This window comes from Streptomyces sp. NPDC058308 (genome assembly GCF_042880275.1).
In the GTDB taxonomy this organism is placed as follows: Bacteria; Actinomycetota; Actinomycetes; order Streptomycetales; family Streptomycetaceae; genus Streptomyces.
Genome location: NZ_JBHVZA010000002.1, coordinates 583,576 through 605,791 on the forward strand (window position 1 = coordinate 583,576; position 22,216 = coordinate 605,791).

Annotated in this window: 23 protein-coding genes; 14 read left to right on the top strand and 9 right to left on the bottom strand. The window is 71.3% G+C overall.

Going from position 1 to position 22,216, the window contains the following annotated elements; genetic code table 11:
* Positions 1-64: 64 nt before the first annotated feature.
* Together map and ACFVYL_RS05250 are read left to right on the top strand one after the other, a co-directional pair.
* Complete coding sequence (map, locus tag ACFVYL_RS05245; RefSeq protein ID WP_389712943.1) at positions 65-922, top strand: type I methionyl aminopeptidase; 858 nt, start codon at positions 65-67, stop codon at positions 920-922.
* A 271-nt stretch (positions 923-1,193) separates the two neighbouring features.
* Positions 1,194-1,862: a heme oxygenase (biliverdin-producing) gene (locus ACFVYL_RS05250; RefSeq protein ID WP_389712944.1), complete on the top strand. Its 669-nt coding sequence runs from the start codon at positions 1,194-1,196 to the stop codon at positions 1,860-1,862.
* A 69-nt stretch (positions 1,863-1,931) separates the two neighbouring features.
* On the opposite strand, the gene ACFVYL_RS05255 is transcribed toward ACFVYL_RS05250, so the two are convergent.
* A complete protein-coding gene (locus ACFVYL_RS05255) occupies positions 1,932-2,639 on the bottom strand; it encodes a PhzF family phenazine biosynthesis protein (protein WP_389712945.1) in 708 nt (235 codons plus the stop codon).
* Between the two features lie 317 nt (positions 2,640-2,956).
* On the opposite strand from ACFVYL_RS05255, the gene efeO reads away from it, so the two are divergent.
* The 5 genes from efeO to ACFVYL_RS05280 all read left to right on the top strand — a co-directional run bounded on the left by efeO (position 2,957) and on the right by ACFVYL_RS05280 (position 7,716).
* On the top strand, positions 2,957-4,120 hold the full coding sequence (gene efeO / locus ACFVYL_RS05260; protein ID WP_389713021.1) for an iron uptake system protein EfeO: 1,164 nt from the start codon (positions 2,957-2,959) through the stop codon (positions 4,118-4,120).
* Positions 4,121-4,136: 16 nt separating this feature from the next.
* On the top strand, positions 4,137-5,384 hold the full coding sequence (gene efeB / locus ACFVYL_RS05265; RefSeq protein WP_389712946.1) for an iron uptake transporter deferrochelatase/peroxidase subunit: 1,248 nt from the start codon (positions 4,137-4,139) through the stop codon (positions 5,382-5,384).
* 4 nt (positions 5,385-5,388) lie between these two features.
* Positions 5,389-6,243, top strand: a complete 855-nt coding sequence (efeU, locus tag ACFVYL_RS05270) for an iron uptake transporter permease EfeU (RefSeq protein ID WP_389712947.1) — start codon at positions 5,389-5,391, stop codon at positions 6,241-6,243.
* A gap of 77 nt (positions 6,244-6,320) precedes the next feature.
* The gene (locus ACFVYL_RS05275; RefSeq protein ID WP_389712948.1) at positions 6,321-6,659 is read left to right on the top strand and encodes a hypothetical protein; all 339 of its coding nucleotides are present in this window, start codon (positions 6,321-6,323) and stop codon (positions 6,657-6,659) included.
* Positions 6,660-6,729: 70 nt separating this feature from the next.
* A complete protein-coding gene (locus ACFVYL_RS05280; protein WP_389712949.1) occupies positions 6,730-7,716 on the top strand; it encodes a hypothetical protein in 987 nt (328 codons plus the stop codon).
* 87 nt (positions 7,717-7,803) lie between these two features.
* On the opposite strand, the gene ACFVYL_RS05285 is transcribed toward ACFVYL_RS05280, so the two are convergent.
* Positions 7,804-8,541: a bifunctional DNA primase/polymerase gene (locus ACFVYL_RS05285; protein WP_389712950.1), complete on the bottom strand. Its 738-nt coding sequence runs from the start codon at positions 8,539-8,541 to the stop codon at positions 7,804-7,806.
* Positions 8,542-8,710: 169 nt separating this feature from the next.
* Here ACFVYL_RS05285 and ACFVYL_RS05290 point away from each other — a divergent pair, with 169 nt between their 5' ends.
* Entirely contained in the window at positions 8,711-9,625 is a 915-nt protein-coding gene (locus tag ACFVYL_RS05290) for a glycerophosphodiester phosphodiesterase (RefSeq protein ID WP_389712951.1), read from the top strand.
* On the opposite strand, the gene ACFVYL_RS05295 is transcribed toward ACFVYL_RS05290, so the two are convergent.
* Positions 9,600-10,244, bottom strand: a complete 645-nt coding sequence (locus tag ACFVYL_RS05295; RefSeq protein ID WP_389712952.1) for a TetR/AcrR family transcriptional regulator — start codon at positions 10,242-10,244, stop codon at positions 9,600-9,602. The two genes, ACFVYL_RS05290 and ACFVYL_RS05295, sit on opposite strands and share 26 nt — an antisense overlap.
* A 148-nt stretch (positions 10,245-10,392) precedes the next feature.
* Here ACFVYL_RS05295 and ACFVYL_RS05300 point away from each other — a divergent pair, with 148 nt between their 5' ends.
* Entirely contained in the window at positions 10,393-10,578 is a 186-nt protein-coding gene (locus tag ACFVYL_RS05300) for a DUF6243 family protein (RefSeq protein ID WP_389712953.1), read from the top strand.
* A 151-nt stretch (positions 10,579-10,729) separates the two neighbouring features.
* On the top strand, positions 10,730-11,563 hold the full coding sequence (gene ddaH, locus ACFVYL_RS05305; protein WP_389712954.1) for a dimethylargininase: 834 nt from the start codon (positions 10,730-10,732) through the stop codon (positions 11,561-11,563).
* 4 nt (positions 11,564-11,567) lie between these two features.
* On the opposite strand, the gene ACFVYL_RS05310 is transcribed toward ddaH, so the two are convergent.
* On the bottom strand, positions 11,568-13,568 hold the full coding sequence (locus tag ACFVYL_RS05310; protein WP_389712955.1) for a glycoside hydrolase: 2,001 nt from the start codon (positions 13,566-13,568) through the stop codon (positions 11,568-11,570).
* Between the two features lie 251 nt (positions 13,569-13,819).
* Here ACFVYL_RS05310 and ACFVYL_RS05315 point away from each other — a divergent pair, with 251 nt between their 5' ends.
* Positions 13,820-14,308 (top strand): hypothetical protein, encoded by a 489-nt coding sequence (locus tag ACFVYL_RS05315; protein ID WP_389712956.1) that lies wholly within the window; start codon positions 13,820-13,822, stop codon positions 14,306-14,308.
* Positions 14,309-14,394: 86 nt separating this feature from the next.
* Here the strand turns inward: ACFVYL_RS05315 and ACFVYL_RS05320 are convergent, their stop codons facing one another.
* Positions 14,395-15,426 carry a small ribosomal subunit Rsm22 family protein gene (locus ACFVYL_RS05320; RefSeq protein WP_389712957.1) on the bottom strand — a complete coding sequence of 344 codons (1,032 nt, stop codon included), beginning with the start codon at positions 15,424-15,426 and terminating at the stop codon, positions 14,395-14,397.
* A gap of 66 nt (positions 15,427-15,492) precedes the next feature.
* Between ACFVYL_RS05320 and ACFVYL_RS05325 the strand changes: the two genes are divergently transcribed.
* A complete protein-coding gene (locus tag ACFVYL_RS05325) occupies positions 15,493-15,990 on the top strand; it encodes a GNAT family N-acetyltransferase (protein WP_389712958.1) in 498 nt (165 codons plus the stop codon).
* 52 nt (positions 15,991-16,042) lie between these two features.
* Here ACFVYL_RS05325 and ACFVYL_RS05330 read toward each other — a convergent pair whose 3' ends face one another.
* The 3 genes from ACFVYL_RS05330 to ACFVYL_RS05340 form a co-directional block, all read right to left on the bottom strand.
* Positions 16,043-17,233, bottom strand: a complete 1,191-nt coding sequence (locus tag ACFVYL_RS05330) for a serine hydrolase domain-containing protein (protein WP_389713023.1) — start codon at positions 17,231-17,233, stop codon at positions 16,043-16,045.
* Positions 17,173-18,462, bottom strand: coding sequence for a multidrug effflux MFS transporter (locus tag ACFVYL_RS05335; protein ID WP_389712959.1), 1,290 nt, complete (start codon positions 18,460-18,462; stop codon positions 17,173-17,175). The genes ACFVYL_RS05330 and ACFVYL_RS05335 overlap by 61 nt, the downstream gene beginning before the upstream one ends.
* A 184-nt stretch (positions 18,463-18,646) precedes the next feature.
* Positions 18,647-20,281: an alkaline phosphatase D family protein gene (locus ACFVYL_RS05340; protein WP_389712960.1), complete on the bottom strand. Its 1,635-nt coding sequence runs from the start codon at positions 20,279-20,281 to the stop codon at positions 18,647-18,649.
* Positions 20,282-20,414: 133 nt separating this feature from the next.
* Between ACFVYL_RS05340 and ACFVYL_RS05345 the strand changes: the two genes are divergently transcribed.
* Both ACFVYL_RS05345 and ACFVYL_RS05350 read left to right on the top strand, forming a co-directional pair.
* Positions 20,415-21,188: an SDR family oxidoreductase gene (locus ACFVYL_RS05345; RefSeq protein WP_389712961.1), complete on the top strand. Its 774-nt coding sequence runs from the start codon at positions 20,415-20,417 to the stop codon at positions 21,186-21,188.
* 183 nt (positions 21,189-21,371) lie between these two features.
* Positions 21,372-21,842, top strand: coding sequence for a lamin tail domain-containing protein (locus ACFVYL_RS05350; protein WP_389712962.1), 471 nt, complete (start codon positions 21,372-21,374; stop codon positions 21,840-21,842).
* A 43-nt stretch (positions 21,843-21,885) separates the two neighbouring features.
* Here ACFVYL_RS05350 and ACFVYL_RS05355 read toward each other — a convergent pair whose 3' ends face one another.
* The gene (locus ACFVYL_RS05355; protein ID WP_389712963.1) at positions 21,886-22,212 is read right to left on the bottom strand and encodes a nuclear transport factor 2 family protein; all 327 of its coding nucleotides are present in this window, start codon (positions 22,210-22,212) and stop codon (positions 21,886-21,888) included.
* Between the last annotated feature and the right edge of the window lie 4 nt (positions 22,213-22,216).

Consider the following 22,216-nt stretch of genomic DNA (forward strand, 5'->3'; position numbering starts at 1 on the left):
TCCTCGGTGAGGTCCCGCTCTCTGAGGCCATGCTGCCCCACGACGGCTGGCTAGACTCGCTGGCATGTCTGGCCAGTCACTGCTCGTCCCCGGGGAGCTCTCCCCCATCCGTTCCGTACCCGGCAACATCAGGCGCCCGGAGTATGTGGGGAAGCCCGCGCCGACCCCGTACACGGGGCCCGAGGTGCAGTCCCCCGAGACCATCGAGTTGATGCGCACCGCGGGCCGCATCGCCGCCCGCGCCATGGAAGAGGCCGCGAAGCACATCGCGCCCGGCGTGACCACCGATGAGCTGGACCGTGTCGCGCACGAGTACATGTGCGACCACGGTGCCTACCCCTCGACGCTGGGATACCGCGGCTTCCCGAAGTCGCTGTGCAGCTCGGTCAACGAGGTCATCTGTCACGGAATCCCCGACTCCACCGTCCTGAACGACGGCGACATCATCAACCTCGACGTCACGGCGTACATCGGCGGCGTGCACGGCGACAACAACGCCACGTACCTCGTCGGCGACGTCGACGAGGAGTCGAAGCTGCTCGTCGAGCGGACCCGCGAGTCCCTCAACCGCGCCATCAAGGCCGTCAGGCCCGGCCGCCAGATCAACATCATCGGCCGGGTCATCGAGTCGTACGCGAAGCGGTTCGGTTACGGCGTGGTCCGTGACTTCACCGGCCACGGCATCAACTCGTCCTTCCACTCCGGCCTGATCGTCCCGCACTACGACAGCCCGCACGCCACGACCGTCATCCAGCCGGGCATGACGTTCACGATCGAGCCGATGCTGACGCTCGGCACGTACGAGTACGACATGTGGGACGACGGCTGGACCGTCGTCACGAAGGACCGGAAGCGGACCGCGCAGTTCGAGCACACGCTGGTGGTGACAGAGTCCGGGGCAGAGATCCTCACCCTGCCCTGAGGGACCTGAAGAGCCTGAGGCACCTGCGGCAGGTACCGGGAAGGCGGCTCCGGAGAAGATCGGATCCTTACGGTTCCCTGAGCCGGAGGCGGGTAACGTTTTACCGACAGGGTGTCGGGAACCAGTTGACTTAGGTAAGCCTAACTTGCCATGATCTGCAGAGGCCACGGGCCGCACCGGTTCCCGCCATCCCGTCATCTCGTCACCCCCAGGCACCAGGCACCAAGCACCCCCAGGCACCCCATCCCCAGGCTCCCTTTGGAGGCCCCGCATGGACACGGCGCCCACCCCCTTCTCGACGGTCATCCGCACCGCGTCGCACGAGCAGCACACCGAGGCCGAGACCTCGACCTTCATGAGTGACCTGCTCGGCGGCAGGCTCGGCGTCGACGCCTACACGCGCTACACCGAACAGCTGTGGTTCGTGTACCGCGCCCTGGAGGACGGCGCGCGGGCCCTGCTCGACGACCCCGTCGCGGGGCCGTTCATACAGCCCGAGCTGGAGCGCGTGAGCGAGCTGGAGCGCGACCTCGCGCACCTGCGGGGCGCGGACTGGCGCGCCGGCCTCACCCCGCTGCCCGCCACCGCGGCATACGCGGCACGGATCGAGGAGTGCGCCCGCACCTGGCCGGGCGGCTATGTCGCCCACCACTACACGCGTTATCTCGGCGACCTCTCCGGCGGCCAGATCATCCGCGGCAAGGCCGAGCAGACCTGGGGCTTCGACCGCAAGGGCGACGGCGTGCGGTTCTATGTGTTCGAGGGAATATCCAACCCGGCCGCGTTCAAGCGTGGTTACCGCGAGCTGCTCGACGGGATCGACGCGGTGGTCGTGGACGAGCTGGAGAAGAAGCGGATCGTCGACGAGTGCAAGCGCGCGTTCGCTTTGAATACGGCGGTGTTTCGGGAGTTGGGGGACGAGTTTCCGTTGAGCGCCTGACCGGTGGACGACTCACGGGCTCCACTCCCCCCGGGCCCCGGGCCCCGCTCCTCAAACGCCTCAAACGCCTCAAACGCCGGAGAGGCTGGAAGAAACGCCCGTGGGCGTGGAGCTCGTCGCCAGGCGGACCCTCCCCCCTACCTCGATCAACCCCTCCGGCCCCGGCGCCGTCAGAAGCTGTGAGCCGCGTCCCTGCGTGATGTTGAGGGCGCGGCCGAGTTCGTGCGTCAGCAGGAGCGCCGCCGCGCCCGTCGCCTCGTCCTCGTCGATGCCGTCGCCCCGGCCGGGGAAGCCCCTCGCCCGCACCCGGCCCGCCGCCTCGTCCTCCCAGGCCCATGCGTAGATCCACTCCCCCTGCGGCGGCACGTCGAGCGCGTCGACCTCCGCCGCCGATCCGTACCGCCGCAGCGTCCTCGGCGGCGCCCAGTCCGCCCGCGCCGTGATCCAGCTGAACTCGCCGTCCTGACGGGCCTCGACCACCCCCGCGGGCGTGACGAGTTCGGGCACGTCGAGGAGCCACGCCGTACCGACGCAGGGGTGGCCCGCGAAGGGCAGGCGCAGGGTCGGGGTGTAGATGTCGATGACACCGCGCTCGGGGTCGTCGACGAAGACCGTCTCGCTGAAGCCGAGTTTCCCGGCGAACGCCTGCCGGTCGCCGGGCACGCGCATGCGGGCCCCGTCGCGCACGACACCGAGTTCGTTGCCGTGCCGGCCGTCGGGCCCACAGAAGACGCGCACCACGTCGAGGGCGTCGAGTGCGTCGAGTGCCTCAGTCACCCGGGTATTCAAACATCACGCGGTCTCCGTGCCCTGTCGCCGCCGCCCCACCGCCCGAGGGGGCCGCGCGCACGGGCGTCCCCGTGATCGCCCCGCCGCGAGGCCCCGAAGATCCGCATTGACCGTTGCTTTACCTGGTCATGGGTCATCCATCGATTGTCCGTGATCGGTCCGTGAGCGGTCGTGCGGCGTGAGAGCTGAATCACTGAACAGGCGGGTATTACAGAGGTAAGGCTCGGTTAAGTTAGGTCGGCCTCACCGGCTTGCGGTGGGGCCGGATCCCGTCCGTGACCCGTCTTGGAGCCCCTATGCGACCCGTGCGACCCGCACGCCTCACCGCCGTCACCGCCGTCGCCGCCGTGGCCGCCCTGACCGCTGTCACGGGCTGCACGGAGAAGAGCGACGCCAAGGGCGGCGGCAACACCGTGCGGGTGACCGCCACCGACGACACGTGCGAGGTCTCCGAGAAGAAGCTCTCCGCCGGGCACGTCGAGCTGGCCATCGAGAACAAGGGCTCCAAGGTCACCGAGGTCTACCTCCTCTTCCCCGACGACCGCATCGTCAGCGAGCGGGAGAACATCGGCCCCGGCACGAAGCAGAAGCTCACCGCCGAGGTGAAGGCGGGCTCGTACGAGATCGCCTGCAAGCCCGGCATGAAGGGCGACGGCATCCGCCAGCAGGTCACCGTCACCGGTGGCGGCAAGACCGCGAAGCGCGATCCCCGCCTGGACAAGGCCGTCGCCGCCTATCGCGAGTACACGCAGGAGCAGGCCGACGCGACGCTGCCGAAGACGAAGGCCTTCACCGACGCCGTCCGCAAGGGCGACCTGGCCGCCGCGAAGAAGGCGTACGCCCACTCCCGCATCGGCTGGGAGCGCACCGAGCCCGTCGCCGAGTCCTTCGGCGACATCGACCCGAAGGTCGACGTGCGCGAGGACGGCCTGGCAGACGACCAGGACGTGGAGAAGGACTGGACGGGCTGGCACCGCCTGGAGCGGGCCCTGTGGAAGGACAAGAAGATCGGCGCGCGCGAGAAGCAGCTCGCCACGCTGCTCGACAAGGACCTCCTCGCCTGGCAGAAGCGGGTCGGCAAGGCCGTCATCACGCCGACCTCGATGGCCAACGGCGCCAAGGAGCTCCTCGACGAGGTCGCCACCGGCAAGGTCACCGGCGAGGAGGAGCGCTACTCGCACACCGACCTCGTCGACTTCAAGGCCAACGTCGAGGGCGCCCAGAAGTCGTACGAGCTCCTCAAGCCCGTCGCCGCCGAGAACGACGCCAAGCTCACCAAGGAGCTCGACAAGCAGTTCGCGGCCCTGAACAAGCTCCTGGACAAGTACCGCGAGGGCGGCGCCGGCTCCTACGAGTTCACCTCGTACGAAAAGCTCGGCAAGGCCGACACCAAGGAGCTGTCCGACGGCGTCAACGCGCTCGCGGAGCCGCTGTCGAAGCTGGCCGCGACCGTCGCCAGGACCAAGTGACCGGCAGGGAGCGACGATGACCGAGGACAACTCCCGTACGCCGTCCAGGCGTTCGCTCATCGGCTGGGGCGGCGCGGGGCTCGCGCTCGGCGCGGCCGCGGCGGGCGGCGCGGTGGCGATGACCCGTTCCGACGACGAGGCGGCGCCCGCCGCCGAGTCGGGGACGGCCGTCCCCTTCCACGGCGCGCACCAGGCGGGCATCGCGACCGCCGTCCAGGACCGCCTCCACTTCGCCGCGTTCGACGTGAAGACGGCCGACCGCGAGGAGTTCGTGCAGCTCCTCAAGGACTGGACGCGGGCCGCGGAGCGGATGACGGCGGGCCACGCGGTCGGCGAGGGCGCGTTCGGCGGGCTCGCCGAGGCGCCGCCGGACGACACCGGCGAGGCGGTCGGCCTCAAGCCGTCCCGGCTGACGCTGACGGTCGGCTTCGGGCCCTCCCTCTTCGAGAAGTTCGGCCTCGCGGACCGGCGCCCCGAGGCCCTGGTCGATCTGCCCAAGTTCCCCGGCGACAACCTCGACAAGGCCCGCAGCGGCGGCGACCTGTGCGTGCAGGCCTGCGCGGACGACCCGCAGGTCGCCGTGCACGCCATCCGCAACCTCGCCCGCATCGGCTTCGGCAAGGTCGCGGTGCGCTGGTCCCAGCTGGGCTTCGGCAAGACGTCGTCGACGACGCCGGACGCGCAGACCCCCCGTAACCTGTTCGGCTTCAAGGACGGCACCCGCAACGTGTCGGGCCGGGACTCCGCCGCCCTCGACGGCCACGTGTGGGTCGGCGAGAAGGACGGGCCCGGCTGGATGACCGGCGGCTCCTATCTCGTGGCGCGTCGCATCCGCATGAACATCGAGACGTGGGACCGGACCTCGCTCGGCGAGCAGGAGGACGTGTTCGGGCGCGACAAGGGCGAGGGCGCCCCGGTCGGCAAGGCCAAGGAGCACGACGAGCCGTTCCTGAAGGCGATGAAGCCCGACGCGCACGTGCGGCTCGCGCACCCCGACGCCAACCACGGGGCGACGATCCTGCGCCGCGGCTACTCCTTCACGGACGGCACCGACGGCCTCGGCCGCCTGGACGCGGGGCTGTTCTTCCTCGCCTACCAGCGGGACGTCCGCAAGGGCTTCATCCCGGTCCAGCGCAGCCTGTCGCGCTCCGACGCGCTCAACGAATACATCCAGCACGTGGGTTCCGCGGTCTTCGCGGTCCCGCCGGGCGTCCGTGGCAAGGACGACTGGTGGGGCAAGGGCCTGTTCACCGGGAAGGCGTGAGCCGATGTTCGGCAACTATCTGATCGGCCTGCGCGAGGGTCTTGAGGCCAGCCTGGTCGTCTGCATCCTCATCGCCTACCTGGTGAAGACCGGGCGGCGGGACGCGCTCCTGCCCATCTGGATCGGCATCGGTGTCGCGGTGGCGCTGGCGCTCGGCTTCGGCTGCGCGCTGACCTTCGGTTCGCAGGAGCTGACGTTCCAGGCGCAGGAGGCGCTCGGCGGTTCGCTGTCGATCGTCGCCGTGGGCCTCGTGACGTGGATGGTCTTCTGGATGCGGCGCACCGCACGGCACTTGAAGGCCGAGCTCGGCGCCAAGCTCGACGTGGCCCTGCAGATGGGCACGGCCGCGCTGGTGGCGACCGCGTTCCTCGCGGTGGGCCGGGAGGGCCTGGAGACGGCGCTGTTCGTCTGGGCCTCGGTCCGGGCGTCGAACGACGGCTCGCACGGTCCGCTGCTCGGCGTGGTCCTGGGGCTGCTCACCGCGGTCGCGCTCGGCTGGCTGTTCTATAAGGGCGCGGTCCGCATCAACCTCGCGAAGTTCTTCACCTGGACCGGCGCGATGCTGGTCGTCGTGGCGGCGGGCGTCCTCGCGTACGGCGTGCACGACCTCCAGGAGGCGGAGTTCATCGGCGGGCTGCGGGACAAGGCGTTCGACGTGAGCGCGACGATCCCGCCGGACAGCTGGTACGGCACGCTGCTCAAGGGCGTCTTCAACTTCCAGCCGGATCCGACCGTGCTGCAGGTCGTGGTGTGGCTGCTGTATCTGGTGCCGACGCTGGCGTTCTTCTTCGCGCCGGGGCTGTCCGCGCCGCGCGGGTCCCGGGAGCCGGCGAAGGCAACAGTTACGGAACAGGGCTGACCCGGGCGGCGGCCGGCTCGAACTCCCGTGCCTATGATCGTCGTTCACCAGTTGACCGACATCTGAGGATTCCCCCCATGCGAACGTCCCGTTTCGGGAAGAGCATCGCCACGCTGACCGCGGCGACCGCCGTGGCGCTCGGCGCCTCGCTCATGACCGCCCCCGCCGCCTCCGCGGTCGGCGGCAGCGCCTGCACCAAGAACGTCAAGAACCACAACATGATGGTCATCAACGTGGGCGCCACCGCGTACTCGGGCCCCGGCTCCAGCTACAGCAAGCGCAAGCGCCTCGAGTGGTTCGACAACGTCTACGTCCGCTGCTACACGGTCAAGCGCGGCACCCAGTGGTACTACGGCGACCTGCCGCGCACCAGCAAGCGCGGCTGGGTCAACGCGCAGCTCCTGCAGGAGAACTGACCCGCACCGCACGGCCTCTTCCCGGGCCCGATAAGGTTCGGGCCCGGAAGGGGTAGGTGAAGGAATTCCGATGAGCAACGTGTCCAGGGTCCGCGGTCCCCGTCGGCCCGTCATGGCGTCGGCGGCGGTGACGGTTCTCGCGTTGGGCGCGAGCGGCTGTGTGACCGTGCACGGTGAGCGGGAGGTGGTGCCCGCGGCCACCAGATCCGAGGCCGCCCGCGCGCTCAAGGACTTTCTCGCCGCGTACAACAAGGCCGACAAGACCTTCGACCCGGCCGCGGACGCCGCCCGCATCACCGGCCCGCTGGGCGCCATCAACCAGGGCGGCCTGAAGTCCCGTGGCGTACAGCACCCCGACGGCAACCCCAACCATGTGCCGCTGGAACTCACGGACGTCTCGTACGCGATCCCGAAGAAGGCCAGCTGGCCCCGCTACTTCGTGGCCGACACCCGGGCCAACCGCCGCTCGGACCTGCGCTGGCTGTGGGTCTTCACGAAGGGCGGCCCCGACGAGCTGTGGCGGGCCACCTATCTGAACCTGGTGTCGCCGCGGAAGCTGCCGGACCTGAAGAAGGACAAGGACGGCTTCGCCGAGCCGGTGGACGTGGCCGCGAAGGACCTCGCGCTGGCCCCCTCGGCCCTCGGCAAGGAGTACACGTCGTACTTGAAGTCGGGTGGTGACGCCTTCGCGCCGGGTGACCACACCTCGGGGTGGAAGGCGTACCGCGACAGGAACTCCCGGCGCGCCGGGCTCGCCGTGCAGTACCTCGACGAGCCGCAGAACGGCGGCGCGTTCGCCCCGCTGGGGCTGCGCACCGAGGACGGTGGCGCGATGGTGTTCTTCTCCACGCACCACTACGAGAAGCAGACCGCGTTCAAGGGCCTGACCCCGAAGGTCGGCGCGGACGCGAAGGCGCTGCTCAAGGGCGAGGTGCGGCAGTCCCTGCTCCTGGACCGGGTCTCGAACCAGGTGGTCGTCGACCCGAAGAAGTCGGACGGCGCGAAGGTGGCGTTCCTGGGCCGCATCCAGGGCCTGACGGGCGCCAAGGGCGCCTAGCCCTCTGCCACGCCCTCTCCGTCCCGGCCTCTCTGTCGCGGCCTCTCTATCCCGGCCCTCGCTGTCACGCCCCCTCGACCGTGCGGCTCAGCCCCTCAACGGCCAGGCAGCGACGTCCTGTTGGGGCTGCCCCGCGACCCGCGCGCATTCGTCGGTGAGCGTCTCCAGGAGCGTCAGCGGGTCCGGCAGGGGGTGCTCGGGGCCGCGCAGCCAGCGCACCTCCAGGTCACCGGGGAGCCGGGCGGGCGGCACCAGGACGTACGAACCGCGGCAGTGCCAGCGCAGGCCCGGGTGCTCGTCCATCGTCTCGGGGTGGCAGTCCAGCTCGCAGGGCCACCACTCGTCCTCGTCCTCGGGGGTGCCGCGGGTCGCGGTGTAGAAGAGCAGCCGGCCCTGGCCGTTGCTGCCGCCCGACTCCGCGACGGGGCCGACCTCGATACCGGCGGCGAGGAGCCGCTCCAGGGCCTCCAGACCGGCGTCCAGCGGTACGTCGAGGACGTCGTGGATCATGCCGGTGGCGGTGATGAAGTTGGCCTGCGGCTGGTGGCGAGCCCACCGCTCGATCTGGCCGCGGTCGGTCGTGGACTGCGTCTGCCAGGCGAACGAGACGGGGTGGCGGGCGGGCGTGGGGCAGCCGATGCGGTCGCACGAACATCGGTATCCCGACGGATACGCGGCCGGGGCGAGCGGCAGGCCGGCCCCCGCCGCGGCGAGCAGCAGGTCCTCGCGGGCCCGGTCATCCGCCGACGTGTCCTTGGGACGACGGCGGAGCCACTGGGAAATCCTGCCCTGCCCGCCGGACCGGCTGCCGAACTCCGCGCCCATCTAGCCCCTCACCTCGCCGTTGTGCCGAAAGCATGACCCATGGTCCCACCATCCTGCGCCCCCGGGGGCCGGAGTCCACATCCGGGGTGGCCGGGGCGATGCCAGCCGCCGGACGCCATAGTGAGTCATTGGGGAGTAAGGAATGATTTTTCCCCCTACCGTGGTCGTCATGGTCATTAAGACTGTGCTGACAGGCCTCACGGCGCTGACCCTCACGGCCCCGAACGGCTTCCTCGCCCCGATCGAGTGGGGCGGCGGCCCCCTGACCGTGGAGGCGCTCCCCCGCGTCGTCTACACGGCGCACCGCGGCGGCGCCCTGGAAGTACCGGAGAACAGCATGTCGGGCCTGCTGACGGCCTACCGACGCGGCACCGCCCAGGTCATCGACTTCGATACGCGGATACTGCGCGACGGCACGCTGGTGGTCATGCACGACGACACCCTGGACCGCACCACGTTCTCCACGGGCCCGGTGCGCGCCCTGGACCGGTGGGACTGGCTGGGGGTCCGGCTGCGCCCCGGGGTCACGCTGTCGGGCAACTGGCGCCCGGAGCGGCCGCCGACGGTCGCGGAGGTCCTCGACCGGTTCGGCGGCCGGATCATGCTGATGCTGGAGGCCAAGGACCCGCAGAGCCTCAAGCCGCTCGCCCGGCTGCTGCGCGCCCGCGGGCTGACCCGCTCGGTCTTCGTGAACAGCAACAGCCCGGCGGTCGCCCTGCGCGCCCACGAGCTGGGCCTGCTCGCCCAGCTGTGGCGCTCCAAGAAGCAGATGCGCACGGACCGGCCGGAGGGCTGGGCGCCCTACGTGGACGTCCTGGACGTCGACTACAAGGCGCGCGACAGCGATCTGCGGCGCGCGGTGAACTCGGGCATCCCGCGGGTGTGGGCGCACACCGTGACCTCACCCGGGCAGCGGGACCGGGTGCTGTGGCTCGGCTGCAACGGCGTGATCACGGACGCGCCCGGCCTGCTCTCGCGCACGCCGGTCAAGAAGGTCAAGAAGGTCAGGAAGACCAGGAAGGCCGGGGTGGCCGGGGCGGCCCGGACGGTCAGGGCGCTCAGGAGGCCGTCGGGCGCGGGGTGATGCCGTAGAGCGCGTACTCGACGAGCGTGTCGGCGTACGCGTGGGTGAGGGGGCCCGAGCGCATCAGCCACCGCTGGGCGAGCGGGCTCGTCCACATTTCGAGCGCGACGCGGGGGTCGATGGCGGGCCCGACCTGGCCCGCCTCCTGGGCCTGCCGCACGCGCTTCACGTAGAGCTGGAGCTGCGGCTCCAGGAGCTTCTCGACGAACTCGGCGCCCAGCTCGGGGTTGAGCAGCCCCTCGGCGGCGAGCGCGCGGTAGGGGGCGTCGTACTTGGCGTCGTTGAACTCGTCGACGGTGGCCCGCATCACGTACTTGAGGTCGGCCTCCAGGTCCCCGGAGTCCGGGATCTCCGTCGCGGCCTCCTCCCGGCCTGCCTTCTCGGAGGCCTGCCTGGCGGCCTGCTCGGCGAGGTCGAGGAAGGCGTCCAGGAGGACGGCGCCCTTGGACGGCCACCAGCGGTAGATCGTCTGCTTGCCGACCCCGGCGCGGGCGGCGACGGCCTCGATCGTCAGTTTGGCGTAACCGACCTCGTCGACGAGGGCGAGGGCGGCGTCGTAGATCGCGCGGCGCGAGCGTTCGCTGCGGCGCGTGGAGTCAGGGGCGGTCTTCTGGGCCATGCCGTCGAATGTAGCAGCGAGCCGAACCGAGACGTACCGTCTTGACAAGACGTGTCGTCTCGTTCAAGGTGGAGTCCGAAGCGAGACGAACCGTCTCGCTCGATCGCTGGAACATCACCACTCGAACATCGATGGAGCGGAGGACCCCATGACCCGAGGCGGATCCGGAAGCATGCTGGGCGTCGGCGGCACCCGCAGCAACCTCTCCCGCACCGCCCTGCGCGGCGCGCGGCGCGGCGGCGGCCGGGATGGCGGAGCGCTCAGCCCCCAGGAGCAGAAGCGCGAGCTGCTGCGCAAGCTGCGGGAGGGACGCGAGACGCACGGCGGACGGTGAGCGGCGGCGACGGGGGCGGCGGGGGTGGCGGGATGACCATCTCCGTAACCACCCGTTCGGTTCACAGCGCGAAGGCTCCTCACACCGCACTATGGGCTCAACTGCCCCACCAAGGGCGGCAGCTGACCCTGCGGTACGTGAGGAGCCTTCTTTGTCCCGTAATCCTCGCTCTCCTCGGCGCGCCACACCCCGGCGCTATCTGATGTGCCCACCGGCACACTTCAAGGTCACCTACTCCATCAACCCCTGGATGGACCCCGCCAAGCCGGTCGACGTCCCGCTGGCCCTCGCCCAGTGGGAAGACCTGCGCGACCGGTACCGGGCCCTCGGCCACACCGTCGAGGAGCTCACCCCCCGGCCCGACCTGCCGGACATGGTCTACGCGGCGAACGGCGCGACCGTCGTCGGCGGACGCGTGCTCGGCGCGCGCTTCGCCTACCGCGAGCGCGAGCGGGAGGCCGAGGCCCACCTGGAGTGGTTCCGCGCGCACGGCTTCACCGACATCCACGAGCCCGCCCACATCAACGAGGGCGAGGGCGACTTCGCCGTCACCGCCTCCTACGTCCTGGCCGGACGCGGCTTCCGGGCCAGCCCGCTCTCGCACGGCGAGGCGCAGGAGTTCTTCGGCCGCCCGGTGATCGGCCTGGACCTGGTCGACCCCCGCTACTACCACCTGGACACCGCACTCGCCGTCCTGGACGACGCGGCGGACGACGTCGTGTACTACCCGCCCGCCTTCACCCCCGGCAGCCAGGCGGTGCTGCGGCGGCTCTTTCCCGACGCGTTGATCGCCGAGGAGCCGGACGCCGCGGCGCTCGGGCTCAACGCCGTCTCCGACGGGCTCCACGTGCTGCTCCCACAGGCCGCGGTGGGGCTCTTCGGACCGCTGCGCGAACGCGGCTACGAACCCATCGGAATGGACCTGAGCGAGCTGCTCAAGGGCGGCGGCAGCGTGAAGTGCTGCACGCAGGAGCTGCGCGGCTAGCTCTCTAGTTCCCGTGCAGCCGGGCCGGGCAGAGCCGGCGCGGCTCGTCGTCGCCCTTCAGACGGGCGTCGACGCAGCCGCCCGGCAGCCCGGCGTACGCCTTCGTGCCGAAGTTGGCCGTGACGGTCAGCGTGCCCCTGCCGAACACCGTGCGCTGGACGTCGCGGCCGGCGCCGAGGCGCCGGTAGGAGGTGAGGGGCTCGGTGCCCGCGGCCTTGTGCAGGGGCGCGAAGTACTTCTGCAGGGCGGCCAGTTCGGCGCCGTGCCGCTTCAGCGACGGTCCGTCGAGGACGTAGTTGAGGGGGGTGTTGTAGAGCATCGCGAGCAGGGCGCGGGTGGTCTTCTGCGCCGGCAGCTTCTCGTAGGAGAGCTCCCAGCGCTCGGTGTTGACCAGGGAGCCGTGCAACGCGGTCTCGTAGAGCGGGACGCGGTAGCGCGGGTCGTACATCGCCTTGGCGAGGTCGGCGGGCAGGCCGACCGGCTTGAAGAAGACGCCGGGTGCGTCCTCGGGGTAGTAGCCGCCCCACTTCTCGCGGTCCTTCTGGAGCTTCCACATGCCGTCGGCGACCGGGGTGCCCGCGCCGTGGTCGAAGGCGAGCGGCTTGTTCGCCCAGGCCTGGGCGGTCTCCGAGCCGAGGACGAGGCCCGTGTCCGCGATGCGCCGCATCCGCGCGAGGCGGTTCCCCCGGTCCTCGGCCTTGGTCATCCGGCGGCCCTTGCCGTGGTCGCGGAAGAGCTCGCCAGTGGCGTCGACGTCGAGGAAGTAGCTGTCGGCGCCGTTGGCGACCATCGAGCGTGTGCGGTCGGCGAGGTAGTGGTGGCGGGGCTCGGCCTTTTCGAAGGCCTGGGAGCTGAGGTAGCAGCCGCGGCCGCCGAAGCCGGTCTCCGGCTCGCCCTTGGCGTCGCGGACGCAGAAGTCGGGATAGACGGTGCCGGGCCACACCGCGTTCGGGGCGTCGGCGGACTCGGGGTCCTGGCCGTTGGCGAAGGAGTCGTAGGGGCCGGTCAGGTAGCCGGCCTTCTGCGCGGCGCGCACCGCCGCCCTGTCCGGGTAGGGCTTCCCGTCGTATCCGAGCCACATCCGGTCGACGCCGAGCTTCTTCAGCTGCTCGACGGCGGGGGCCTTGCGGGCCTCGCCCCAGGTGTAGGCGTGGAAGGCGCCGAGGAGCCGTCCTGTCGCGGGGTTCTTCGCGATCTTCCGCTTCAGGCTGCCGAGTTGGCCGCGCTCGGCGAGGTAGGAGCGGTAGTCGGCGGCGGGCGCGACCGCGTTGCCGTCGGTCAGGGCGAAGGTGACGGAGTAGTCGCGGGTGCCGTCGCCGGCGTCGAAGGCGTGCCGCGCGGTGGTGCGCAGCCGGCCGCCGGGTGCGGTGAAGCCGAGGGTGGTGCCGATGTCGGTGGGCGTGAGGTAGCTGACGCCGCTCTTGTCGCCGAGGGTGTAGCCCCACAGCGGGAGCGTCAGGTCGGCGCCCACGTCGACCGTGCTGCCGCCGAGTCCGCCCTTGCCGGTGGTCCAGAAGGCGTCGTCGACGGGGATGTCGAGGCCTTCGCCGCGCGGCAGCTGGAGGGCCGACGCGGTGGCGTCGGTGCCGGTGACGGGCCAGCTGACGGAGGTGTCGCGGTCCGCCTTCAGCCGCAGCGAGAGGCGGCCGTGGTCGGTGCGGGCGGTGACGTCGATGCCTCGCTCGGGGTAGCTCCAGCGGGCCGAGCCCTTGCCGGAGCGGGTCACCGGGCCCGGTGCGCCGAGGTCGGTGCCGGAGGCGTCGGAGAGGGTGAGGTCGCGGCCGTCGCGGGTGTGGGCGCGGACAGCGAGGGAGGCGGTGTCGACGAGGGCGGTACCGTCGTCGACGGCCAACTCGACCTGTTTTCCGCGGGGTTGCTCGGCCCCGGCCGTGAAGGCGTACGTGGTGGCGCCGGCCGCGACGACCGCGAGCGCGACGGACAGGGTGAGGAAACGGGTCTCGGACCGCCTGCGGGCGTGGCCTGGAGAGCTGATCTTGGTGGGCATGGAGAACTGAATAGTCGGCGGTCTTAAGAACCTTCTAAGAAGCGGAGGGAACCTTCTAAGAAGCGGGGGGGCGTGTGAGGTGCCCCGCAAAAAGGAGGGGCAGTTCAGCCATCTGTCTGACAACGTGCTAACAATACGTGCGCACAGGTACACAGGTGCACAGACCGCCCTGTGCGAACGCAACACCACAACCAAACAGTTGGGCCCACAGGGGCCCAGGGGGAAGAAGAGGTATCAGCGCAGTGAATCGCATGCGCACGTCCGCCGCAGTCCTGGCCACCGCGGGGGCCCTTACCGCCGCTCAGCTCGGCCTGGCCGGCTCCGCCTCCGCGGCGTCCGGACCGACCGCCGTGAAGGCCGCGCCGCGCGCCGTCGCCGGCTGCCCGATCGACATCGTCTACCCGAAGCGCTTCTACTACGACGCGCACGGCAATGTCACCAACGGCGGCCTGTACTTCGGCATCAAGAGCAAGACCACGCAGAGCATCAAGAAGGTCACCTTCACGGTGACCAACACCAAGAACATCCGCTTCAAGAAGGCGACGCCGACGGGTGGCAAGATCACCCACCGGACGACGAAGACGGTCTCCGTCTACGACAAGAGCCTCAAGGGCAAGGCGAAGCTCGGCTTCAAGGTGCAGACCCGGCTGCTCAACACCCGTTCGTTCGGGGTGAAGTTCACCCTGCGCGGCACCGGCTGGAACTGCTCGGTCAACCAGGGCACCTGGGGACCGAGGTAGTCAGAGCCTGTCTTTGAACCCCCGTCGTCCGCGCGAAGCGTGCGTGCCGGGCGTCGGGGCGCAGGCGGGGGTTCAATGACAGGCTCTCAGTCCGCGTCGGCGGACCGGGGCGGCCACGCGTCACCCCAGTCCGCGTCGCGGGCCGCGCGGTAGCGGGAGCCGTGGCGCTTGGTCACGGTCTCCCTGCGCAGGGACTCCTCGACCCCGCACAGGTCGAGGAGGACCTGGCCCTTGCGGATCTGCGGGCGGCGGACGACCCGGGAGGGCGCCGGGTCCGGATCGAAGCGGACCGCCGCGACATAGCTGAACTTCTCGTCCTCGTACGCCAGTGAGCCGCCCTTGACCTGGCGGTGCAGGGACGACCTGCTGACCCGGGCCGAGAAGTGGCACCAGTCCGTGCCTGGCTCGATGGGGCAGGCCGAGCTGTGCGGGCAGGGCGCGGCGATCCGGAAGCCCGCCGCGATGAGCCGGTCGCGCGCCTCGATGATCCGCCCGTAGCCGTCGGGGGTGCCGGGCTCGATGACGACGACGGCCCGCGAGGCCGCCTCCGCCGCCGCGTCGACGACCGAGGCGCGGTCGGCCCCGGTCAGCTCCCCGAGCACGTACGACACCGTGACGAGATCAGTGCTCTCGATGGCGAGCGATGCTCCGATACGAGAGCGCTGCCACCGTACGCCCCTCAACTGCGGTGTCGTGCCCGCCAGTTCGCGCCCCAGGGCCAGCGCGGGCTCGGCCCAGTCCAGGACCGTCACGGGCCGCTCCCCCGCCCACGTCGCCGCGACCGCCCAGGTCGCCGCGCCGGTCCCGCCGCCCACGTCCACCTGACTGCCGGGCGCCCAGCCCTCGGGCGCCGCGTCCGCGAGCGCGGCAAGAGCCGCACGGACCGCCTCGAAGGTCGCGGGCATCCGGTACGCGGCGTACGCGACGACGTCCGCGCGCTCGCGCAGGATCGGGGCGTCGGTCGGGGTGCGGCCCCGGTAGTTGGCGATCAGCCGGTCGACGGCCTGGGTCGCCTGCCGGGGCGGGAGGCCGTCCAGAAGCCCGGCGAGGGCGGCGCGCAGGGCCTCGGCCGGGGAGGCCGGAGTTGCCGGGGAGGTCGGGGGGAGAGGGGCGTTCACCCCGTGATTCTACGGGGGTGGGAGTGTGGCAGGAGCAGACGGTGAACGGTGTGGAGAGGGAGCGTAATGATCACAGAGCTGCGTCGGGCCCGGGTGTCCGACCATCCGGCGATCGTCGAGCGCGTGCAGAGCTGGTGGGGCGACACCCACTCCCCCGAGCAGTCCCGCGAGCTGTCGCTGCTGCTGCCCAGGCTGTTCCTGCAGTTCTTCGCGCACACCAGCCTGGTCGCGGAGCGGGACGGGGACATCGGGGCGTTCCCCGTCGGCCTCCACTCCACCGACGACGACAGCGACGCCTACATCCACTTCGTCGGCGTGGCGCCGCGGCTGCGCGGCCGGGGCGTGGGCCGCGACCTGTACACGGAGTTCTTCCGGCGGGCCGCCGCCGCGGGCCGCAAGGAGGTGCGGTCCATCACCTCGCCGCGCAACGCCCGCTCCATCGCGTTCCACCGCGCCCTGGGCTTCTCCCTCGAACCGGGTGACCGGGAGGTCGACGGGCTGCCGGTACACAGCGACTACGACGGGCCGGGGCAGGACCGGGTCTGCTTCCACCGGACGCTTTGAGAGCCCGTCTCTGAACCGGGACCCAGGACCGGGCTCTTCGGGGAGCCGGAGGTCAGCGCCCCCGCGCCGCCCGCGCCAGCCGCGTGCCCGCCGCCGCGCGGGGCCCGCTGTCGGCGGCCCTGCGCCTGGGGTGCACGGTGTTCGCGAGCAGCACCAGGAACGTGTCCGTCGCCGGGTCGAGGACCAGCGAGGTGCCGGTGAAGCCGGTGTGACCGGCCGCCCCGCGGCCCGCCAGCTCCCCCATGAACCACGGCTGGTCGACGCGGAAGCCCAGGCCCGGCTCCGCCAGCATCAGCTCGACGAAGTCGGGGCCGAGGATGCGGGCCCTGCCGTACGAGCCGCCGCACAGCAGGGTGCGGCAGAACACCGCCAGGTCGCGGGCGGTGGAGAAGAGGCCCGCGTGCCCGGCGACGCCGCCGAGCGCCCAGGCGTTCTCGTCGTGGACCGTGCCGCGCAGCATCCCGCGGTCGGCCTTCGCCCACGGCTTGCGCTGGTCCTCGGTGGCGGCGGCGTCGGGGCGCGGCCCGAAGCCGGTGGCGGTCATCCCGAGCGGCCGGGTGATGCCGTCGCGGATCAGGGCGTCGAAGGGGCGGCGGGTGAGGCGCTCCAGGACGCGCTGGAGCAGCAGCATGTTCAGGTCGGAGTAGACGTAGTCGCCCGCCGCGGTGACGGGGGCCTCCGTGCGCAGGGCGGCGAGGCGCGCGGCCTCGTCCGGGCAGTCGTACAGCGGCAGCTCGGGCCGGAGTCCCGAGGTGTGGGTGAGCAGCTGCCGGACGGTGATGCCGTGCTCGGCGGCGGCCGTGAACTCGGGGACGTACGCCCCGACGAGCGCGTCGATGCCGAGCGTGCCGCGCTCCAGCTGCTGCACGGCGGCCACCGTGGTGAAGAGCTTGGTGAGCGAGGCCAGGTCGAAGGGGGTGGTGGTGCGCATCGGCACGCGCCACTCGCGGGGCAGCTCGACTCCGGCGTCGGTCTCCGGGTCGTACGCGGCGTAGCGCACCGCCCAGCCCGCCGCCTCCTGGGCCGCGATCACGGGTCCGCGGCCCACGACGACCACGGCGCCCGCGCACCAGGGGCGGGGGCCGCGTGTCAGGTCGCGCACCTCGCCGACGAGGTGGCCTATCTCGTCGGGGTCGAGGCCTGCCCGCTCCGGGGAGCCGGGGCGCAGGAGTCTTGGGGTGCTCAGTGGTCCGCCTCCTGCGCGGCCGGGCGCTGCCAGGGGCGGCAGAGTCCCACGAAGCAGCCGATGGCCGCCAGCGCGCAGACGAGCTGGACGACGGCCATCGGGACGGCCGTGCCCTCGCCCGCGATGCCGACGAGCGGCGAGGCGACCGCGCCGACGAGGAAGGAGGTGGTGCCGAGCAGCGCCGATGCGGATCCTGCCGCGTGCGGGGTGCGGATCAGCGCGAGCGACTGCGTGTTGGGCATGGTGAGGCCCATCGACGACATGAGGAGGAAGAGCCCGGCGGCGACGGGGAACAGGCCGACGTCGCCGAAGACGCCGAGGGTCATGAGCAGGAGCGCCGTGGCGGCGGTCGTGATCATCGCCAGGCCGACGGCGAGCACCTTGTTCAGGCTGGTCCTGCCGACCAGGACCTTGCCGTTGAGCTGGCCCGCGGCGATCAGTCCGACGGAGTTGACGCCGAAGAGGAGGCTGAAGGTCTGCGGGGAGGCGCCGTAGATCTCCTGGATCACGAAAGGCGAGGCGGAGATGTACGCGAAGAGCGCGGCGAAGGCGAAGCCGCCCGCGATCATGTACCCGGCGAAGACGCGGTCGGCGAGGAGCGACTTCATGGTGTGCAGCGCCTCGACGGTGCCGCCACTGTGCCGCTTCTCGGGGGCGAGGGTCTCGGGCAGCCGCCGCCACACCAGCAGGGTCAGTGCGGTGCCGACGACGGTGAGGACGACGAAGATGCCGCGCCAGTCGGTGAAGCGCAGGACCTGGCCGCCGATGAGCGGGGCGGCGATGGGGGCGACGCCGGAGATCAGCATCAGGGTGGAGAAGAAGCGGGCCATCTCCACGCCGTCGTACAGGTCGCGGACGACCGCGCGGGCGATCACTATCCCGGCCGCTCCCGCGAGGCCCTGCAGCAGCCTGAAGCCGATGAGCAGCTCGGCGGTGGGCGCGAAGGCGCAGGTGGCGGTGGCCAGGACGTAGACGAGCAGGCCGATGAGGAGGGGGCGGCGGCGGCCCCACTTGTCGCTCATGGGGCCGACGACGAGCTGGCCGAGCGCCATGCCCATGAGGCAGGCGGTCAGGGTCAGCTGGACGGTCGCCGCCGGGGAGTGCAGGGCGTCGGTGACCTCCGGCAGGGCCGGCAGGTACATGTCCATGGAGAGCGCGGGTACCGCGGTGAGGCCGCCGAGGACGAGCGTGACCAGGGCGCCGGTACGACGGAGGGCGGCGGGGCCGTTCGGCTCCGCCGCCTTCGCTGCCGGATGTGCTGTTGTGGCCTGCCCGAGCTCAGGCATCGTGCCCCTCCCATGTGCTGCGTGTGCGTCTCCATGGTCGCAGCTGTGGGCTCCGCCCCGGTACGCGGTGCACGTGGCTCGGTCAGTCACCGGCTTCGCCGGGTTCGTCCTCAATCGCCGGACGGGCTGGAACTGCCCGGAAATCGCCGGACGGGCTGGAACTGCCCGGACCTGCCCGGGGCGGCTACGCGGGCTTCAGCCCCGGGTCGCCCGCCTCCGTCACGAAGGACGCCGCCGTCCTGAGGGGGGCGCCCGGCGTGGTGACCGCCGAGACCGTCTTGAAGTCGGCCCTCGCGGCCTCGCGTCCGAGGGCGACCGTCACGTAGCCGCGGCGGCCGTTGTAGAACTTCAGGTGCGGGTTGGCCTTGGTGTACGTCTCCCAGTTGGCCGGCTTGTCCGCGCCGTCCTTGCCGCTCGCGATGGACGTCGCGACGATCTCCGTGCCGACCGTGCGCGAGGACGGGTCGTCGAAGTCGGCCTTGATGTCGAAGGCGTAGCCGACGTGCACGTCACCGGTGAGGACCATGAGGTTGTCCAGCTCGGCGGCCCTCGCGCCCGCGAGGACCCGCTGCCGGGAGGCGCGGTAGCCGTCCCAGGCGTCCATGGAGAGCTTGGCCCGCGGGTTGAGGTCCAGCCTGCGCTCGGAGAAGGTGACCTGCTGCGGGACGACGTTCCACAGGGCGCGCGAGCGCCGCCAGCCGTCGATGAGCCAGCGCTCCTGGGTGGCGCCGGTGATCGTGCGCGCCGGGTCGTCCGACTCGGGCCCGGGGACGTGCGCCCCGTCGCCGTACGCCTGGTCGGAGCGGTACTGCCGGGTGTCGAGGATGTCGAACTGGGCGAGCCCGCCCCAGGTCAGGCGCCGGTAGAGCTGCGCATCGGGCCCGCTCGGCAGCTGCGGGCGGCGCAGCGGCTGGTTCTCCCAGTACGCGCGGTAGGCGGCGGCGCGGCGGAGGAGGAACTCGGCGGGCGGGTCGTCGTTCTCGGAGACGTCGTCGGCGTAGTTGTTCTCGGCCTCGTGGTCGTCCCAGGTGACGACGAAGGGGTGCGCGGCGTGGGCGGCGCGCAGGTCGGGGTCGTGCTTGTAGAGGGCGTACCGCAGGCGGTAGTCCTCCAGGGTCTTGGTCTCCTTGTTGAAGTGGGCGGGCAGCGTGCGGTCGGTGTAGTTGCGGGCGCCGCCGGCCGCGTTCACGGCGTACTCGTAGAGGTAGTCGCCGAGGTGGAAGACAACGTCGACGTCGTCCTGCGCCAGGTGTTTGTACGCGGTGAAGTAGCCGTCGTGGTACGCCTGGCAGGAGACGGCGGCGAGGGTGAGCGCGCCGGGGCGGCTGCCCGCGGGCGGCGCGGTGCGGGTGCGGCCCGTCTCGCTCACCCACCGGCCGGTCCTGAACCGGAAGTAGTACGTGCGGCCCGCGTCCAGGTGGTCCGCCTCGACGTGCACGGTGTGGCTGAACTCGGGGTGCGCGGTGGCCGTGCCGCGTCTGGCGACGCGCCGGAACCGGGCGTCGTGGGCGAGCTCCCACTGGACGGTGACGCGCTCCTGGGGCAGGCCGCCGCCGGGCTCGTAGGGGGCGGGGGCGAGGCGGGTCCAGAGCAGGACCGAGGAGGGCAGCGGGTCTCCGGAGGCGACGCCGAGCGTGAAGGGGTTCTCGGTGATGCGGCGGGCGTCGAGCTCGGCGGCGCCCGCGACGCCCGCGGTGGGCAGGTTGGTGGCGAAGGCGAGCGCGGCGGCGGCGCCGGTGGCGGTGAGGAAACGACGGCGCCCCAAGTGACGGGCGGCGGCCCGGATCTCGGACGCGTGCTGCTGGCCTGCGGGTGTCATGTGGCCCTCCCCTGACGATTGGTGTCAAGGGCATGCAAGTGGCGGGGGACGACGCGAGCCTGTCGCGTACACAACAGCCGCATGGCGGGCGGATGATGTCCGCGTGGACACCCCTCCCGTACGCTGCGGGGCCATGAACGCTGAGCGAACTGCCCCGCCGAAGACCGCCGTAGTGACCGGAGCCGGCTCCGGAATCGGCCGCTCCGTCGCCCTCGAACTGCTCGCCGCGGGCTGGTCGGTGGCGCTCGCGGGCCGCCGCACCGAGACCCTGGAGGAGACGGCCGCGCTCGCCCCGGCGAAGGACGGCGCCGCCCTGTGCGTCGTCACGGACGTGTCGCGGCCCGACGACGTCGCGGGGCTCTTCACCCGGGTGCGCGAGAGCTTCGGCCGCCTGGACCTCCTCTTCAACAACGCCGGCACGTTCGGCCCCGGCGGCGTACCGGTGGAGGAGCTCCCCTACGACGCCTGGCGGCACGTCGTCGACACCAACCTCAACGGCGCGTTCCTGTGCGCGCAGGCCGCCTTCCGGCAGATGAAGGAGCAGGACCCGCAGGGCGGGCGCATCATCAACAACGGCTCGATCTCGGCCCACGCCCCGCGCCCGAACTCGGTGGCGTACACGGCGACGAAGCACGCCCTGACGGGCCTGACGAAGTCACTCTCCCTGGACGGCAGGCCGTACCGGATCGCCGTCGGGCAGATCGACATCGGCAACGCCGCGACCGATATGACCGAGCGCATGCAGTCCGGGATCCTCCAGGCCAACGGCGAGCTGGCGAGCGAGCCGGTGATGGACGTCTGCGACGTGGCGCGCACGGTGCGGCACATGGCGGAGCTGCCGCTGGAGGCGAACGTCCAGTTCGCGACGGTCCTCGCGACCAACATGCCGTACGTCGGGCGGGGTTGACGCCCGCGGAACGGTCGGCACCGGGGCTCTGAAGTGGCCGGATTCAGCCTGGGGTGGCGCAGGGTGGCGTGACGGCGCGGCCGGAATCTCTACAAGTGGAGTTTCTGCTACCGCATCAAATCAGGTCAGCACTCCCCGTATGCTCGGCTCCTCTCCACGAGAACTTCACACTTGGAGCACTCCTTGCGCATACGCACCGCGGCCCCCGCCGTCCTCGCCGCCACCGCCCTGTCGGTGTCCCTGCTCGCCATGTCCCCCGCGTCGGCGGCGACCACGCGCCATCAGGGCGGGCTGCACCTCGGCTACATCCAGTACGACAGCCCGGGCCGGGACACCCGCTCGAACTCCTCGCTGAACGCGGAGTGGGTGAACATCCACAACAGCGGCCGCTCGGCGGTCCAGCTCAAGGGCTACAAGCTGAAGGACAACACCGGCTACACGTACACCTTCGGCAGCTACAAGATCGGCGCGGGCAAGACCGTCAAGGTCCGCACCGGCAAGGGCCGCGACGCCTCCGGCGTGCGCTACTGGGGCCGGGGCAACTACGTCTGGAACAACACCGGCGACAAGGCCCGCCTCCTCAAGCCGAGCGGCGCGCAGCAGGACTCCTGCTCGTGGTCGCGGCTCGGCTCCGGGTACGCGAACTGCCACTGACCACCGCCGAAGGGCAGGGGCGAGGCGTACGCCGGGGAGCAGGTCAGGCCTGGCCGGTCTCGAAGCGGGAGATCCTGCCGCTGTCGTCGACGGTGAACGCCCACTTCGTGCGCATCTCGCCCCATGTGTCGTTGCGGAACGAGACGACGAGCACACGGCCCCCGTCCGACTCCGAGTCCACGTCCATGTGGCCGTTGGAGGAGAAGATCTCCCGGTCGGTCCAGTCGGGGATGTCCCGGTCGGTTCCGTCGTCGGACATGGTCGCGCCCGGCGCGAGCAGGCTCTCGAAGGCGGACTTGTCGTGGGCGTTCACCGCGGTGACGAAGGCACGGACCGTGGGGTCGCCGAGCCGGTTTACCTGAATGCTCATGGGC

Excerpts from the sequence above, each read along its gene's own strand:
- map (WP_389712943.1), top strand. The coding sequence starts at position 65 with ATGTCTGGCCAGTCACTGCTCGTCCCCGGGGAGCTCTCCCCCATCCGT.
- ACFVYL_RS05250 (WP_389712944.1), top strand. The coding sequence starts at position 1,194 with ATGGACACGGCGCCCACCCCCTTCTCGACGGTCATCCGCACCGCGTCG.
- efeB (WP_389712946.1), top strand. The coding sequence starts at position 4,137 with ATGACCGAGGACAACTCCCGTACGCCGTCCAGGCGTTCGCTCATCGGC.
- efeU (WP_389712947.1), top strand. The coding sequence starts at position 5,389 with ATGTTCGGCAACTATCTGATCGGCCTGCGCGAGGGTCTTGAGGCCAGC.
- ACFVYL_RS05275 (WP_389712948.1), top strand. The coding sequence starts at position 6,321 with ATGCGAACGTCCCGTTTCGGGAAGAGCATCGCCACGCTGACCGCGGCG.
- ACFVYL_RS05280 (WP_389712949.1), top strand. The coding sequence starts at position 6,730 with ATGAGCAACGTGTCCAGGGTCCGCGGTCCCCGTCGGCCCGTCATGGCG.
- ACFVYL_RS05285 (WP_389712950.1), bottom strand. The coding sequence starts at position 8,541 with ATGGGCGCGGAGTTCGGCAGCCGGTCCGGCGGGCAGGGCAGGATTTCC.
- ACFVYL_RS05290 (WP_389712951.1), top strand. The coding sequence starts at position 8,711 with ATGGTCATTAAGACTGTGCTGACAGGCCTCACGGCGCTGACCCTCACG.
- ACFVYL_RS05295 (WP_389712952.1), bottom strand. The coding sequence starts at position 10,244 with ATGGCCCAGAAGACCGCCCCTGACTCCACGCGCCGCAGCGAACGCTCG.
- ACFVYL_RS05300 (WP_389712953.1), top strand. The coding sequence starts at position 10,393 with ATGACCCGAGGCGGATCCGGAAGCATGCTGGGCGTCGGCGGCACCCGC.
- ACFVYL_RS05310 (WP_389712955.1), bottom strand. The coding sequence starts at position 13,568 with ATGCCCACCAAGATCAGCTCTCCAGGCCACGCCCGCAGGCGGTCCGAG.
- ACFVYL_RS05315 (WP_389712956.1), top strand. The coding sequence starts at position 13,820 with ATGCGCACGTCCGCCGCAGTCCTGGCCACCGCGGGGGCCCTTACCGCC.
- ACFVYL_RS05325 (WP_389712958.1), top strand. The coding sequence starts at position 15,493 with ATGATCACAGAGCTGCGTCGGGCCCGGGTGTCCGACCATCCGGCGATC.
- ACFVYL_RS05335 (WP_389712959.1), bottom strand. The coding sequence starts at position 18,462 with ATGCCTGAGCTCGGGCAGGCCACAACAGCACATCCGGCAGCGAAGGCG.
- ACFVYL_RS05340 (WP_389712960.1), bottom strand. The coding sequence starts at position 20,281 with ATGACACCCGCAGGCCAGCAGCACGCGTCCGAGATCCGGGCCGCCGCC.
- ACFVYL_RS05345 (WP_389712961.1), top strand. The coding sequence starts at position 20,415 with ATGAACGCTGAGCGAACTGCCCCGCCGAAGACCGCCGTAGTGACCGGA.
- ACFVYL_RS05355 (WP_389712963.1), bottom strand. The coding sequence starts at position 22,212 with ATGAGCATTCAGGTAAACCGGCTCGGCGACCCCACGGTCCGTGCCTTC.